This is a genomic window from Microbacterium sp. HJ5 (assembly GCF_054824025.1).
Map to the genome: position 1 here is coordinate 43990 of NZ_JSYE01000007.1, position 14192 is coordinate 58181.

16 protein-coding genes are annotated in these 14192 nt (G+C 70.8%); 5 read left to right on the forward strand and 11 right to left on the reverse strand.

Annotated elements, in window-relative coordinates; all coding sequences use genetic code 11:
- Positions 1-46: 46 nt before the first annotated feature.
- On the reverse strand, positions 47-1093 hold the full coding sequence (locus OB08_RS03160; RefSeq protein ID WP_461472023.1) for a substrate-binding domain-containing protein: 1047 nt from the start codon (positions 1091-1093) through the stop codon (positions 47-49).
- Between the two features lie 315 nt (positions 1094-1408).
- Here OB08_RS03160 and OB08_RS03165 point away from each other — a divergent pair, with 315 nt between their 5' ends.
- The 3 genes from OB08_RS03165 (at position 1409) to OB08_RS03175 (ending at position 5251) form a co-directional block, all read left to right on the forward strand.
- Positions 1409-2884 carry a sugar ABC transporter ATP-binding protein gene (locus OB08_RS03165; RefSeq protein ID WP_461472025.1) on the forward strand — a complete coding sequence of 492 codons (1476 nt, stop codon included), beginning with the start codon at positions 1409-1411 and terminating at the stop codon, positions 2882-2884.
- On the forward strand, positions 2881-3948 hold the full coding sequence (locus OB08_RS03170) for an ABC transporter permease (protein ID WP_461472027.1): 1068 nt from the start codon (positions 2881-2883) through the stop codon (positions 3946-3948). Before OB08_RS03165 ends, OB08_RS03170 begins: the two co-directional genes overlap by 4 nt.
- Positions 3949-4072: 124 nt before the next feature.
- Positions 4073-5251 (forward strand): ROK family transcriptional regulator, encoded by a 1179-nt coding sequence (locus OB08_RS03175; protein ID WP_461472029.1) that lies wholly within the window; start codon positions 4073-4075, stop codon positions 5249-5251.
- Here OB08_RS03175 and OB08_RS03180 read toward each other — a convergent pair.
- The 3 genes from OB08_RS03180 to OB08_RS03190 are packed head-to-tail and all read right to left on the reverse strand — an operon-like array spanning position 5229 to position 7671.
- Positions 5229-6242 carry a cation diffusion facilitator family transporter gene (locus tag OB08_RS03180; RefSeq protein WP_461472088.1) on the reverse strand — a complete coding sequence of 338 codons (1014 nt, stop codon included), beginning with the start codon at positions 6240-6242 and terminating at the stop codon, positions 5229-5231. The genes OB08_RS03175 and OB08_RS03180 overlap by 23 nt on opposite strands.
- Positions 6243-6247: 5 nt before the next feature.
- Positions 6248-6772 carry a hypothetical protein gene (locus tag OB08_RS03185; protein ID WP_461472031.1) on the reverse strand — a complete coding sequence of 175 codons (525 nt, stop codon included), beginning with the start codon at positions 6770-6772 and terminating at the stop codon, positions 6248-6250.
- Positions 6769-7671 (reverse strand): SDR family oxidoreductase, encoded by a 903-nt coding sequence (locus tag OB08_RS03190; RefSeq protein ID WP_461472033.1) that lies wholly within the window; start codon positions 7669-7671, stop codon positions 6769-6771. The genes OB08_RS03185 and OB08_RS03190 overlap by 4 nt, the downstream gene beginning before the upstream one ends.
- Positions 7672-7843: 172 nt before the next feature.
- Between OB08_RS03190 and OB08_RS03195 the strand changes: the two genes are divergently transcribed.
- Both OB08_RS03195 and OB08_RS03200 read left to right on the forward strand, forming a co-directional pair.
- Positions 7844-7966, forward strand: a complete 123-nt coding sequence (locus OB08_RS03195) for a hypothetical protein (RefSeq protein WP_461472035.1) — start codon at positions 7844-7846, stop codon at positions 7964-7966.
- 4 nt (positions 7967-7970) lie between these two features.
- Positions 7971-8645: a DUF6766 family protein gene (locus OB08_RS03200; RefSeq protein ID WP_461472037.1), complete on the forward strand. Its 675-nt coding sequence runs from the start codon at positions 7971-7973 to the stop codon at positions 8643-8645.
- A 35-nt stretch (positions 8646-8680) separates the two neighbouring features.
- Here the strand turns inward: OB08_RS03200 and OB08_RS03205 are convergent, their stop codons facing one another.
- The 7 genes from OB08_RS03205 to OB08_RS03235 all read right to left on the reverse strand — a co-directional run bounded on the left by OB08_RS03205 (position 8681) and on the right by OB08_RS03235 (position 14141).
- Positions 8681-8896, reverse strand: a complete 216-nt coding sequence (locus OB08_RS03205) for a CDGSH iron-sulfur domain-containing protein (protein ID WP_461472039.1) — start codon at positions 8894-8896, stop codon at positions 8681-8683.
- Positions 8893-9867 (reverse strand): glycosyltransferase family 2 protein, encoded by a 975-nt coding sequence (locus OB08_RS03210; RefSeq protein ID WP_461472041.1) that lies wholly within the window; start codon positions 9865-9867, stop codon positions 8893-8895. Before OB08_RS03210 ends, OB08_RS03205 begins: the two co-directional genes overlap by 4 nt.
- Positions 9860-10909 (reverse strand): iron-containing redox enzyme family protein, encoded by a 1050-nt coding sequence (locus tag OB08_RS03215; protein ID WP_461472043.1) that lies wholly within the window; start codon positions 10907-10909, stop codon positions 9860-9862. Before OB08_RS03215 ends, OB08_RS03210 begins: the two co-directional genes overlap by 8 nt.
- A gap of 111 nt (positions 10910-11020) precedes the next feature.
- Entirely contained in the window at positions 11021-11800 is a 780-nt protein-coding gene (locus OB08_RS03220; protein WP_461472045.1) for a glycosyltransferase family A protein, read from the reverse strand.
- Between the two features lie 36 nt (positions 11801-11836).
- Positions 11837-12805, reverse strand: coding sequence for an LLM class F420-dependent oxidoreductase (locus OB08_RS03225; RefSeq protein WP_461472090.1), 969 nt, complete (start codon positions 12803-12805; stop codon positions 11837-11839).
- A gap of 146 nt (positions 12806-12951) precedes the next feature.
- Positions 12952-13494, reverse strand: coding sequence for a cysteine hydrolase family protein (locus OB08_RS03230; RefSeq protein WP_461472047.1), 543 nt, complete (start codon positions 13492-13494; stop codon positions 12952-12954).
- Positions 13491-14141 carry a TetR/AcrR family transcriptional regulator gene (locus OB08_RS03235; RefSeq protein WP_461472049.1) on the reverse strand — a complete coding sequence of 217 codons (651 nt, stop codon included), beginning with the start codon at positions 14139-14141 and terminating at the stop codon, positions 13491-13493. Before OB08_RS03235 ends, OB08_RS03230 begins: the two co-directional genes overlap by 4 nt.
- Between the last annotated feature and the right edge of the window lie 51 nt (positions 14142-14192).

The following is a 14192-nucleotide window of genomic DNA, read 5'->3' on the forward strand; positions in this document are numbered from 1 at the left end:
GGGCGCCCGCCTGTGCGGCGGACGCCCCGCGGATCTGTCGTCGGGCTTACTCGAAGGAGAGGTCGATGAACTGGTCGACGTTGTCCTTCGTGACGACGGGCGCGTCGAGCACGATGCGGTTCGGGATGCTGGGCGTGATCAGGTCGCCCATGGTCTTCGCCTGGGCGACGAGGCGCGCGAGCGCCACGCCGTCGGCGGCCTGCGTCGACGGGTAGATGACCGTCGCCTTCAGCACGGTGTCGTCCGCCTCGATGGCCTCCATCGCGCTGCGGCTGCCGGCGCCGCCGACCATGAAGAACTCGTCGCGTCCGGCCGAGTCGATGGCCGCGAGCACGCCGACGCCCTGGTCGTCGTCGTGGTTCCAGAGCGCATCGATCTGCGGGTTGGCCGACAGCAGCTGCGAAGCTGCCGCCTCGCCGCCGGCGACCGTGAAGTCGGCGGCCACGCGAGCCGAGACCTCGAGACCGCAGTCCTCGAGTGCGTCGGCGAAGCCCGCCGAGCGGTCCTGCGTCAGCGGCAGCGAGTCGATGCCGGCGATCTCTGCGACGACGGCATCGGTGTTGCCGTCGAGCTGCTCGCAGATGTAGGTGCCGGCGCTGACGCCCATGCCGTAGTTGTCGCCGAGGATCGTGGCGCGCGCCGCGAACGGGCTCGAGAACTCGCGGTCGACGTTGATGACCGGCACGCCGGCCTCCATCGCCGCGATCGCCGCCTCGGTGAGCGCGGCACCGTCGGTCGGCAGGAGCACGATGGCGTCCACGCCGTCGGTGACGAACGTCTCGACGGCCGCGATCTGGGCGATCGGGTCGTTCGTGCCCTCGGCGACGCGCAGCTCGACATCGTCGAAGCTGTCGGCCGCGGCCTGGGCGCCCGAGTTGATGGCACCGAGCCAGCCGTGGTCGGCCGCGGGGCCCGAGAAGCCGATGACGACGGTGTCGCCCGACTCGGCGTTCTCCTCGGTGGTGGTCCCCTGGTCGACGACACTCTCCTCGTCAGCCCCACCGCCGGTGCAGCCGGCGAGCAGTCCGATGGCGGCCACGAGTGCGGTGCCGGTGAGCACCAGGCGGGTCCGCGCCTTCAGGTGTGAGCGCATGTGTTTCCTCCTTGAATGTGATGCAGCTTCGACAGCGTGGGCCGAGGGGGAAGCTGCCCGCACTCGAAGGGGTCCACGCTGACGAAACTCACCGTAGCAGAAGTGCACGCAAGAGTGGCATCTTTTGTTTTTCACCCGTCAGAAGTGGGTGAATCCCGCTTGATCGGCAGAAGATCAGGGATGACGGGCTCGCGGCACCCAACCGACGAGCGGCGGCCGGTGCGCGATTGGGTCTCGGCAAGCGACGGCAAGACGTGTTATGTTCAGCGAGTGATCAAAGTTGACCATGAATCGGCATTACTCGACGTCAGAGGCGTGACGAAGGCCTTCGCCGGCGTTCGGGCGCTGCGCGGCGTGGATCTGCAGGTGCTCGCGGGCGAGGTGCACTGCGTGCTCGGCCAGAACGGTGCCGGCAAGTCCACGCTCATCAAGACCCTCGCGGGCGTGCACCGCCCGGACGAGGGCGAGATCTCGTGGCTCGGCGAGCCCGTCGTGATCCCCAACCCCGAGTCGGCCATCGACCTGGGCATCGCGACGATGTACCAGGAGCTCGATGTCGTCGACGGTCTCACGATCGCCGAGAACATCTTCCTCGGCCACGAACTGTCGCGCGGCGGCTTCTCCAAGCGATCCGAGGCGGCGAAGCAGACGCGCGAGCTGCTGCGACGGCTCGGACATCCGGGCCTCTCCCCTCATACCGAGGTGGGCACCCTGAGCGCGGCCAACAAGCAGATCGTCAGCATGGCGCGGGCCCTGTCGCACGACATCAAGCTCATCATCATGGACGAGCCGTCGGCCGTGCTCGACACCCACGAGGTCAAGAACCTCTTCCACGTCGTCAAGGAGCTCACCTCCGAGGGCATCGCCGTCGTCTACATCACGCACCGCCTCGAGGAGATCCGCCAGATCGGCGACCGCATCACGGTCCTGAAGGACGGCCGCACCACCGCGGTCGGGCTCCCCGTGGCGGACACTCCGACCTCGGAGCTCATCCGGCTCATGACCGGCCGCGACGTCGCGAACGTCTTCCCGCCGCCCGTCGCCGTGCCGGCCGACGCGCCCACGGTGCTCGAGGTGGAGGGCCTCGCGCTCGCGGGCGAGTTCGCCGACGTGTCGTTCTCGGTGCGGGCCGGCGAGATCGTCGGCCTCGCAGGACTCGTGGGCTCCGGTCGCTCCGAGATCCTCGAAACCGTGTACGGGGCGCGTCGCGCCACCGCCGGCACCGTCAAGGTCGCCGGCAAGACGGTGCGCCGCGGCTCGGTCGTGCACGCCGTGCGCGCGGGTGTCGGCCTCTCCCCCGAGGAGCGCAAGAGCCAGGGCCTCGTGCTCGACGAGCCGATCTTCGTGAACGTCACCCTGTCGTCGATGTCGCGCTTCGCGAAGGCGGGCTTCCTCGACGAGCGGACCGAGCGCAAGATCGCCCGCGAGCAGATCGATGCCCTCGAGCTGCGTCCCGCAGACCCCGATCGGCCGGCGATGACGCTCTCGGGCGGCAACCAGCAGAAGATCCTCCTGGCACGCTGGCTCGTCCACGGCACCCGGGTGCTGCTGCTCGACGAGCCCACCCGCGGCGTCGACGTCGGCGCGCGCGCCGAGATCTACGCCCTCATCCGCCGCCTCGCCGCAGCGGGCAACGCCGTCGTGATCGTCTCGAGCGAGATCGAGGAGGTGCTCGGCCTCGCCGACACCGTCCTCGTCGTCGCCGACGGTCGCGTGCTCCAGACCCTTCCCGCCTCACAGATCGACGAGCACGGTGTGCTCGATCTCGTCATGAAAGGAACCGCCGCGTGAGCGAGCAGACCAACACCGGGACGGCAGGCGTCCCGACCGCCAGCGAGGCACCGCCGCCCGCAGGCACGCCCGACACCGACCACCGGAGGTCCGCCTTCCAGCGCTTCATGTCGGGCTCCGTCGGCCGCAACCTCGGCCTCGTCGCCGCCCTGCTGGTGCTGGTGATCGTCGGAGCGGTGACAGCACCCGACACCTTCACGAGCGTCAGCAACATCCTCACGATCCTCCGCCAGGCGTCGATCATCGGCGTCGTGAGCATCGGCATGACCCTCGTGATCATCGCCGGCGGCATCGACCTGTCCGTCGGATCGGTGATCGGCCTGGCGTCCGTCGTCGCGACCATCGCCGCCGTGCAGGACCTGGCCGACCAGATGCACTGGGCCGTGATGATCGTCTTCGCACTGCTGGTCGGCTTCGGCGCCGGCCTCATCAACGGCGTCATCATCGCCTACGGCAAGGTCGTGGCGTTCATGGCGACCCTCGCCATGCTCGTCGCGGCGCGAGGTCTCGCCGAGATCCTCGCCGAGCGTCGCACGCTGCAGGTCGGCAACCGCGACTTCATCGAGTTCCTGAACCTCGACATCATCGGCGTCGACATCCTGATCTGGATCTTCGCGATCGTCGCCGCGCTCGGCTGGGTGGTCCTCAACCGCACGACGTTCGGCCGCCGGACCGTCGCCATCGGCGGCAACCGCGAGGCCGCGCGCCTCGCCGGCATCAACGTCAAGCGCCACACCATGTGGCTGTACGCGATCTCGGGCCTGTGCGCCGGCATCGCCGCGGTCATGTACCTCGGTCGCACGACGGCGGGCACCTCGACCCACGGCACACTGCTCGAGCTCGACGCGATCGCCTCGGTGGTCGTCGGCGGCACGCTCCTCATCGGCGGACGCGGCACGATCACCGGCACCGTCTTCGGTGTGCTGATCTTCGCCACGCTCAGCAACGTGTTCGTTCAGAACAACCTCAACTCGTCGGTGCAGGCGGTCGTGAAGGGCATCATCATCGTGGTCGCCGTGCTGCTGCAGCAGCGGTTCGCGAAGCCGACCGGTCGAGCGACCTGAGCGGATGCCCCGGCCCGGCGCGCGAGGACTAATGAACGGTCCTGAGCGCCGGGCCGCGGCATCCCGTCGGAAGTCATGGAACTTCGGCGCACCCACGTCGCCGATAAACTGAAATGTGGCGAGAATGAGCATCGAATCGACGACGAACGTGTCGGGAGTGAGTCAGCTTTTCCAGCTTCTGCGTGACGGGGTGCCCCGCACCCGCGCGGAGCTCGCGAAGTCGACCGGACTCGCCCGCTCGACGATCGCCGCCCGCGTCGACGAGCTCATGCGGATGGGGCTCATCACTCCGATCGCCGAGACCGTCTCGACCGGCGGGCGCCCACCGTCGCAGTTCGCCCTCAACCCGAGCGCCCGCCTCGTGCTCGCCGCCGACATCGGCGCCTCGCACGCCACGATCGCCGTCACCGATCTCGCGGGCAGCATCGTCGCCGAGCACGGCGAGCCGCTCGATGTGACGCTCGGCCCCGAGCCCGTGCTCACGTGGATGGTCGAGAACGCCGTCGCCCTGCTCGGGCGCATCGGCCGCTCGACCGACGACCTCGCCGCGATCGGGATGGGCATCCCCGGTCCCGTCGAGCACTCGACCGGTCAGCCCGTCAACCCGCCCATCATGCCCGGGTGGGACCGCTTCGACGTTCCCGGCTGGGTGCAGCAGCACCTCGATGTGCCGGTGCTGGTCGACAACGACGTGAACATCATGGCGCTCGGCGAGCGCGCGGCCGCATACCCCGGCGTCGAGCACCTCATGTTCGTGAAGGTCGCCACCGGCATCGGCGCCGGCGTCATCTCGGGCGGATCGCTCCAGCGCGGCGCCCAGGGCATCGCCGGCGACATCGGCCACGTGCGCGTGGCGCGCGGCGCGGGCGTGCCGTGCCACTGCGGCAACCAGGGGTGCCTCGAGGCGCTCGCCTCGGGCCCGGCGATCGCGCGTGCGCTGCGTGCGCAGGGCGTCGCGGCCGAGAACGGCAACGACGTCGTCGACCTCGTCAAGCGCGGCAACATCGACGCGATCCAGGCGGTGCGCCAGGCCGGCCGCGACATCGGCGAGGTGCTGACCACGTGCGTGAGCCTGGTCAATCCGTCCGTCATCGCGATCGGCGGATCGATGGCGCGCGTGGGCGAGCACCTCATCGCCGGCGTGCGCGAGGTGGTCTACACGCGCTCGATCCCCCTCGCCACGGAGCACCTGTCGATCGTGCAGTCGGCGGCGGCGCACAACGCCGCGGTCCTCGGCGCCAGCATGCTCGCGATCGAGCACGCCCTGTCGCCGGAGACGCTCACGTCTCTCGTCTCGGCCTGACCGGCGGCGGAGAGGTCGGCGTCTTCGCCTCCTCCGCGTCGCCGCGCGCGGCTTCGCCGGGAAGCTCGCGCACCGGGATCACCACGACGTCCTGCATCTTCCAGTCGAGGGCGGCGAGCGCCTGACGCGCCGCCTCGATGCGATCCAGCGACACCTTCGCGCGGTCCGGCACGACGAACGCCTCCACGTGGAACACCTGTCCCATGTCGCGGATGCGCACCCCCGACTCGCGCACCCACGGCTGCGCGTCGAGCGCCGCCACGATGCGGCCGTGGAGCGGATGCCGCGCCTCGTCGTCGTGCGTGCGGGCGCGCTGGTCGATGAGGTCGAGCACCGCCGAACGCGAGTTGCGGATGCCGTCCCACACGATTCCGACCGAGATGAACAGCGCGGCCGCGCCGTCGAGCCACCACCAGCCGATGCCGATGCCGAGAACGCCGACGATGGACGCGACGGTGGTCGTCCAGTCGGCCTTCGCCATGTCGGCGTCGGTGTAGAGCACCTTGTTGTGGAGCACCGGCGCGAGCTTGGCCTTCGCCGGCCCGTAGATGAAGGGGCCGACGGTGACGAGGCTCATGACGCCGACCATGAACCAGCCGAGCCACACGGTGTAGCCGAAGACCTGGACGGTGCCGATGGCCGGATGCTCCGCGCGGAGCAGCCCGAGCACGGCCTCGACCGCGAGGTTGCCGCCGACGACGAGCAGCGCGACGCCGGCGACGAGGTGTCCGACGCCCATCGCCCGGTGGAGGCCGTACGGATACTTGCGGCTCGGACGACGGCGGATGACGAGCAGCGCTACGAGGAAGGAGATCTGCGGGATGAGAGACAGCATGTCCTCGATCCACGCCGTCTTCATCGCCTGCGAGCCGCCGACGACGAGGGCGATGAGGGCGATGGTGACGATCGTGTAGCCGATCGTGAACCATTCCCAGCGGATGGCCTTGCGCAGCGCCTGCTGCTGCTCCTCCGGGAGATCGGTCCGGCCCATGGACCTCACGGCGACACCTCCCGGTCGAGGTAGGCCTCGAGGGCCGACTGGAGCGCGTTCTCGCCGAGGGGAAGGAGCACCGCGACGTCGGCGCCGCGGGACTCGGCGATGCCCGGGTAGCCCCGCGTGACCGACACGCGAGCCGACCACGGCGTCGCGGCCGTCATGCCGCCGATCGCCAGGTCGAGCTCGCCCTTCTCGAGATCGTCGACGAGATCCTCCTCGCTGTCGACGGTCCATTCGACCGTCGCGCCGCGCTCCTGCGCGAACCCCTCGACCAGGTCGGCGAGCGGGCCGTCGACGTCGCCGCCGTCCACGACGACGAGCTCGCCGCTCGGCGACGCCCCCACCCTCAGCTCGCCGCCGGTGATGCGGTCGAGCGAACCGTCGGGGTCGGTGGGAATCTGGAGCCCGCAGCCCACCAGCACCGCGGCGCAGCCGACGACGATCGCGGCGAGGGCCGTGCGCACCGCCCCGGACCGGCCCGGCGCGATGCGCCGAGCCGGTCCGGACCGGGCGCGGGCGATCACAGCGGCTTGCCTCCGGTGACCGGCAGCACGGCGCCCGAGACATACGACGCCGCCTCCGACGCGAGGTAGACGTACGCGCCTGCCAACTCGGCCGGCTGGCCCGGGCGACCGAGCGGTGTGTCGGTGCCGAACGTGGCGATGCGCTCGGCATCCCAGCCCGTCGCCGGGATGAGCGGCGTCCAGATCGGGCCCGGCGCCACGGCGTTCACGCGGATGCCCTTCTCGCCGAGCTGCTCGGCGAGCGCCTTCACGAAGGCGACCTGCGCGGCCTTCGTCATGGCGTAGTCGATGAGTCCGGGCGATGGATTGAACGCCTGCACCGACGAGGTGACGATGAGCGAGCTTCCTGGGGCGAGGTGAGGCACGGCGGCGCGCGCGCTCCACAGCATCCCGTAGAGGTTCGTCTTGAAGACGCGGTCGAACTCGTCGGTCTCGAGGGTCTCGAGGCTCTCGCGGTCCTTCTGGTACGCGGCGTTGAGCACCACGATGTCCAGACCACCCAGCGCTTCGACGGTGTCGTCGACGACGGACGTTGCGAAGCCCTCGTCGCGCACATCGCCCGCGAACGCGACGCCGGTGCGCCCGGCATCCGTCACCAGCGCCACCGTCGAGTCGGCGTCCTCCTGCTCTTCAGGCATGTGGACGATCGCCACATCGGCGCCCTCCCGCGCGAAGGCGATCGCCACCGCGCGGCCGATGCCGGAGTCCCCGCCTGTGATGAGCGCTCTGCGTCCCTCGAGTCGACCGGCGCCGACGTACGAGTCCTCACCATGGTCCGGCTCGGGACGGGTCTCGTCGGTCAGTCCGGGCTGCTCCTGCTCCTGGTCGGGGAAGCCTCCTTCGGGGTGCTTGTCACGGGGGTCGGTCTTGGTGTCGGTCATCGCGTCGTTCCTCTCCATCGCTTCGACGGTATGAACGTCGGACGCCCATCAGAAGGGGCTTGACGCGCCATGCGCCGAGGGACAGGTCGCGGGAATCCCCTCCGGCGACATTGTCAAGGCCGTTCCGCGGCGTCGGGTTCGGCGGTCGGATCACCTCAGGGCGTTCCGCACCCCGCGGGAGGAGAGCGACATGGACTTCACACCCGAAGAGGAGGGCGCGCGCCGCGGTGAGGCCGCCGTCTTCTGGACCTGGATCGCCGTGCTGGCGGTCGGGCTCGCGTACATGATCGCGATCCCCTTGAGCGGGAGGTGACGCCGTGCGACCTGTGCGAGACAACGCCCTGAGTCTGCTGTTCGGCGCCCTGTTCGTCGTCGCCCTGTGCGGGCAGTCCGTCGCCGGGTGGCTCGAGAACAACGACAAGCTGGCGCAGCACGGGCAGCCGGCTGAGGACTTCGTCGCCTTCCTCACGTCGTCCGACTTCGTCGTCGACGTCGCCGAGAACTGGCAATCCGAGTTCCTGCAGTTCTTCCTCTTCATCGCCGCGACGATCTGGCTCGTTCAGCGCGGCTCCCCCGAGTCGAAGAAGCCCGGCGACGAGGGCGTCGGCAGCGACGAGGAGCAGCTGGTCGGCGACCACGCACGGCCGGACTCGCCGTCATGGGCGCGGGCGCGCGGCATCCGCCAGACGATCTTCTCGAACTCGCTCCTGATCGTGATGGGCACGGTCTTCGTGCTGTCGTGGCTCGCGCAGTCCCTCGCGGGGCTCGTCGTGATCAACGAGGAGAACGCCCAGCACGGCGAGCCGCTCATCACCTGGGTGGAATACGTCGGTTCGCCCGACTTCTGGAACCGCACACTGCAGAACTGGCAGTCCGAGTTCCTGGCCGTCGGCGCGATGATCGCGCTGTCGATCTTCCTGCGCCAGCGCGGTTCGAGCGAGTCCAAGCCGGTGGGCGCGCCTCACCACGCGACCGCGGTCGAGGGCGAGTGATCGAGCGGATGCCGCGGCCGGCGGCATCCGCTCAGTCACGCGCCTTCGGGCGGCGGCTCGGTCGAGAACCTCGTCAGCTTGTGGGTGCCGTCGCACCACGGCTTGATCGCCGAGGCGCCGCACCGGCAGAGGGCGACGGTGCGCCGCGGGTTGCGCAGCGGGTCGCCGTCGTCGCCGACGATCTCGACGTCGCCGCGCACGAGCAGGGGTCCGTTCGGGCACACGGTGACGCTCGGGATGCGGTGGGTCATGCGACTCCTTCCGGTGAGAGGCGCGAGCGCAGCAGCCCCGCGGGAGTGGCCGCCGAGAAGATGCGGCTTCCGGCATACGGCACGCCGCCTCGCAGGCGGTGGACCACGGCGACCCACACCGCGATGGCGCGCTCCGCCGCCCATGCGGGCGCCCACAGCGCGGCGGACGCCGAGAGGGCGCTGCGCGTGGCGCCGGCGCGCCGGCCGGTCTCGGCCAGGGCGACGGCGGCGAGTGCGATCAGGACGATCACTCCCCGCGCACGCGCCAGCAGCGCGGCGACGAGGACGGGGAGGAGCGACAGCTCGACGACCAGCCGGCCGGGCTGCGCGAAGTCGTCGTACGCCTGGCGCACCCGCTGCCGCGCGAAGTGCGCGAGTGTCGGAGGGATGCGCGGAACGAGCACGTCACGGGCGACGAGCACCCGGCCACCGGCGAAGCGGACGGTGCGCTCGAGTTCGAGGTTCTCGAAGAGGACGTCGGTGCTGTAGCCCCCGGCGCGCTCGAGCGCCGAGCGGCGCAGGGCGACGGTTCCGCCGAAATCGCCGCCGAAGGCCCGGCCGACGAGGACGCGGGCGGTGTCCCAGCGGACGAACCAGGGCTGCGCAGTGTAGACGTTCTGCAGCCGCACGAAGTCGGCCTCCGCCAGAAGCGCGACCGCGGATGCGAGCGAACGGTCGCCGTAGCGCACGTCGTCGTCGGCGACGATGACGCAGTCGTGGCGGGCCAGACGGATGCCCGTCAGCGCGCCGCGCGCCTTGCCGTTGAGGCCTGGAGCGATCGGAGCGACGTGACGCACGCCTTCGGGCAGCCGCGCCGCCAGCGCGTCGAACAGCGCCGCCGACGAACCGTCCACGACGGTGACGTCGACCCGCTCGATGAGCCGGCCGAGATACCGCACCAGCCCGGCTTCGCCTGCGCGATCGTGACGCCGGAGCGGCAGGATGTACTCGACGGCCGCGCGCTCAGGCATTTCCGGGTCTCAGTGACGAGCGCCCCGCCTCGAAGGCCGCGCGCATGTGGTCGGCGCTGCGGTCGTCGACGGCGAGGCACGCCGCCGCGCCGAACATGATGTCGGGCAGCAGCTCGGGCCGCTCCTCACCGAGGGATCCGGCGAGGTCGCGAGCGGCGATCTGCTCATGCACGGCATCCGCCTCGACGTGCTCGTCGAAGTAGTCCGTCACGTCCGGCCCGAAGCCCAGGCGCCGGAAGGCGTCGCCGTACGAGCGGTTGGGCAGCGACGAGGTCATCTCGAAGGCGGCCAGGTGGCCGACGATCGCCCCGAGGAGCCGGCGGTTGAGCCCGAACATCGACATCGCGTTCAGCGACGCGAGAGTCACCGCGGGCACGACGTCGACGTACGCGCCGTACGTCGCGTCGAGTCCGGCCCCGCGCATCGTGCGCGCGAAGATCTCGGCGTGCACGCGGTCGGGGTTCCCGCCGCCGTACTCGTCGGACTGGATCTCGACGAGGGCCGCCTTCGCGCGCCCGGTGAGCCGCGGGATGGCCCACGAGTGCGGGTCGGCTTCGCGAAGCGTGTAGATGCTGCGCTGGATGAGGAACTCCCGCGCCTGCTCGAGGGTCGCCTCTTTGGCGAGGAACCGCGACAGCGACGGTCCCGGCGATGGCGCGGTCAGATCGAACAGCGCCTGCGCGATGGCGGCGGAGCGAGGTTCAGGCACGTCAGGGACGTCGACGCTGCGGCGCAGAGACGCCTCGAACGCGGACTCGAGGATGCCGCGTGCCTCGATGAGCGCGGGATGCCACTCCCATTCGGGGTCGATCCACTCGAGGGATCCGTACGAGCACGCGTACAGCAGGAAGAGAGTGAACTGGATGTCCTCATCCGTCGCGGGGTCGTCGCTCGCGAGCACGGCATCGCGGCTGGCCCCGACCATCGCGTCTCGGCGATGGGCGACGTCGTCGTTCATCAGGACGGCGAGCGTGGTCGCGCTGAGGGGTCCTCGTGGTGCGAAGGCGTGAAGCGTGCTCGGGTCGAGGTCGGCGATCGTCATGGGTTCTCCTCGTCGGCGGGCGCGAGCTCCGCGGGCGGGCGCGGCGATCGGTACGAGACTCTCAAGACGGGCCGCGGGCGTCCGGGGGCTTGACGCCGGGCGGCGTCCCGGCTACCCGTGAGGGGCGGGTGAGCCCGGCACCCTGCTTGTCGGCCGCTCCGCCCGGCGGCGCCGCGCCAGCCGCACCCAGCGCAGTGGCGGGAAGTCCCGCGGCCAGTGGACGACGACCGAGCGCCACCCGCGGGCCATCCTGGTCCCGAACGACGACGGATCGGTGAACGGGCGCATCGACATGCCCATCGCGAGCCCACGCCGGTAGCGGATCACGTGTCGCTCCCCCATATGGAAGGCGAGGTCGAGGTCATCGTGGAGATTCGCGTCGTGCCGGTGCACGCTCGTACGCACGTCGTCCCACGCGCTCCGCCGCAGCCCGAGATTCGACCCGAACAGGGGCACGTGGCCGAGCGCCGGCGACGTCGCCGCGACGTACGCGCCGAGGTACAGCGCCGCCAGCGGCACGCGCAACGGCCCGGGGCCGTCGACGAAGGTCGCTCCGCCGGTGACGGCGCCGACGTGAGGCGAGGCCTCGAACGCGGCGACCATGTACTCGACCCACCGCTCCGACGGGACGCAATCGGCGTCGAGGCGGAGCACGATATCGCCCGTCGCGCTGTCGTACCCCGTGGCCGCCGCGGCCGGGATTCCCGGTTCCTCGCAGCGGACGACGCGCGCACCCGCCGCTGCCGCCACCCGCGCGGTGCCGTCGTGGGACCCGTTGTCGACGACGACCACCTCGTCGGGCACCCGGGTCTGCGCCGTGATCCTGCGCAGGCACCTCGCGAGCAGCTCCGCGTCGTCCTTCGCCGGGATGACCACCGACACGATCACCATCCGCAGCCCTCTTTCCCGCGCTCCGCGGACCGCGGCTCAGTCAAGCGCCCGCAGGCGCTCCAGCAGGGGCTCGGCGACCTCGCTGAGGAAGCGCTCCTGCTGCTCGTCGCCGATCTGCACGATCGCGACGTCGGTGAAGCCGGCGTCGAGGAACGGCCGCACGCTCTCGGCCAGCTCGTCGAGGTCGGGACCGCACGCGATGGCCTCGGCGACGTCGTCGGTGCGCACGAACTGACTGGCCGCGGCGAACCCGGCCGGAGTCGGCAGATCAGCGTTCACCTGCCATCCGCCGCCGAACCAGCGGAACTGGTCGTGCGCGCGCTCGACAGCGGTCTGCAGGTCGGGATCCCATGAGATCGGCACCTGGCCGATCTTGCGCGACGGGCCGGGGTGCGCGGCATCCCACCCCGCAACCAGCTCCTGATCGGGGTTGACCGCGATCATGTGATCCCCGACGGGCGCGAAGCGCTCGATCGAGTCGCCGCCCGACACCGCGATGCCGATCGGCACGCCGTCGTCGGGGGCGTCCCACACGCGCGCCGAGTCGACGCGGAAGTACTCGCCGTCGTAGGTGACCAGCTCGCCGGAGTGCAGCTCGCGGATGATCTCGACGGCCTCTTCGAGCATGGACTGGCGCGTGTCGACGCCCGGCCATCCCTCGCCGACGACGTGCTCGTTGAGGCTCTCACCCGAACCGAGGCCCAGCAGGAACCGGCCCTCCGACAGCACCTGCATGGTGGCGGCCTTCTGCGCCACCACCGCCGGGTGGTACCGCATCGTCGGGCACGTGACGTAGGTCATGAGCTCCACGCGGGAGGTGACCTGCGCCACCGCCCCGAGGACCGTCCACGCGTACGGCGAGTGTCCCTGGCTCATGAGCCACGGCGAGTAGTGGTCGCTCGACACCTCGAAGTCGAACCCGGCGTCCTCCGCCGCCTGCGCATAGCGCACCAGCTCTCGCGGTCCGCTCTGCTCGGTCATGAGGGTGTAACCGAAGCGCACCATGCTCTTCTCGCTCTCGTCGGTGTCCACGGCCGCCCCGCGGCTGCGGGCGGCGTGCTGACGAGCCTGAGGGACGAGACGCATCGGGCGCGACGGGCTTGACAGCCCTCGGGGCGCCGTCTATCCGGGGCGCCTCCCCGGGTGGCCCGTCAGGCGACGAGCTCGTCCACCGTCACGACGCGCGCGTACGCCGCGGCGAGCGCCGCCATGAAGGCCGCATGCACGTCGGCACCGCCGATGCGCGTTCCGCGGAACTCGAGGTCGGGCGCCGCGCACGCGTCCGCCGCGACGGTCACGTCGAAGCCGAGATCGGAGGCAGCGCGCACGGTCGCGTCGACGCACATGCTGCTCTGCATGCCGATGACGACGACCTCGGATGCACCGGCCCCGGTCAGCAGTTCGTGCAGGGGCGTCTCGAGGAAGGAGTTGGCAGAGGTCTTGGCCACGACGGTCTCGCCCGCCGCCGGCGCGACGCGGGCGTCGATCTCACCGCCGGGAGTGCCGGGCACGAGCATGCCCGCGCCGGGGTCGTGGCTCTCGTGGCGGACGTGGATCACGGTGCCGCCGGTCGTGCGCTGATCGGCCAGCAGCACCGCGGCGCGTTCGGCCGCGGCATCCGCTCCGACCAGCGGGTAGGCGCCCCCGGGGAAGTAGTCGCGCTGGATGTCCACGATGACGAGGACCCGTGTCATTCTCCGCCTCCTGAAGCGTTCGCCGTATCGGACCGCGCGGCGATCAGCACACCCGGAGCGAGGTCGAGCATCGCCTCGACCGAGCGCAGCAGCAGGCGCACGCGCTCCGGAGCATCCTGCCACGACACGAGCGAGTGGGCGTTCAGTCCGTCGACCATGCCGAGGGTCTGCGACGCCACCACCTCGGCGTCGTCGCAGCGGAAGTCACCGGCGTCGCGGCCGCGCTCGATGAGGTCGGCGAGGAATCGCCGCCACGCGTCCATCTGCTCGCGCACGCGCCGGGCGAGGGCGTCGTTGCGGCGACCGAGCGACCAGCTCTGCACCCAGATGAGGGTCACCGTCGATCCCCCGTCGTCGAGCAGGCTCGCGAGCACGGCGGCGAGCGCGTGCACGGGCGTGGCCGATCGATCCACCAGAGCGGCGAGGTCCACGAGCTCATCGCCCACCACCGCGGCGAACGTGTCGGCGACGAGCTCGTCCATGCTCGGGACGTAATGGGCGACGAGCGCCGGCGCGACGCCGACCTCGGTCGCCACCGCGCGCAGCGTGACGGCGTCGAGCCCCGCTTCCAGCGCGATCGACCGGGCGGCGCCGGCGATCTGCGCGACGCGCTCGACGGCCGATCTGCGGGCGGGTGTTGACGGCATCACCGTCGATTCTGTACCGTGAAGCCGAATTGATCAAGTGATCAACAAGAG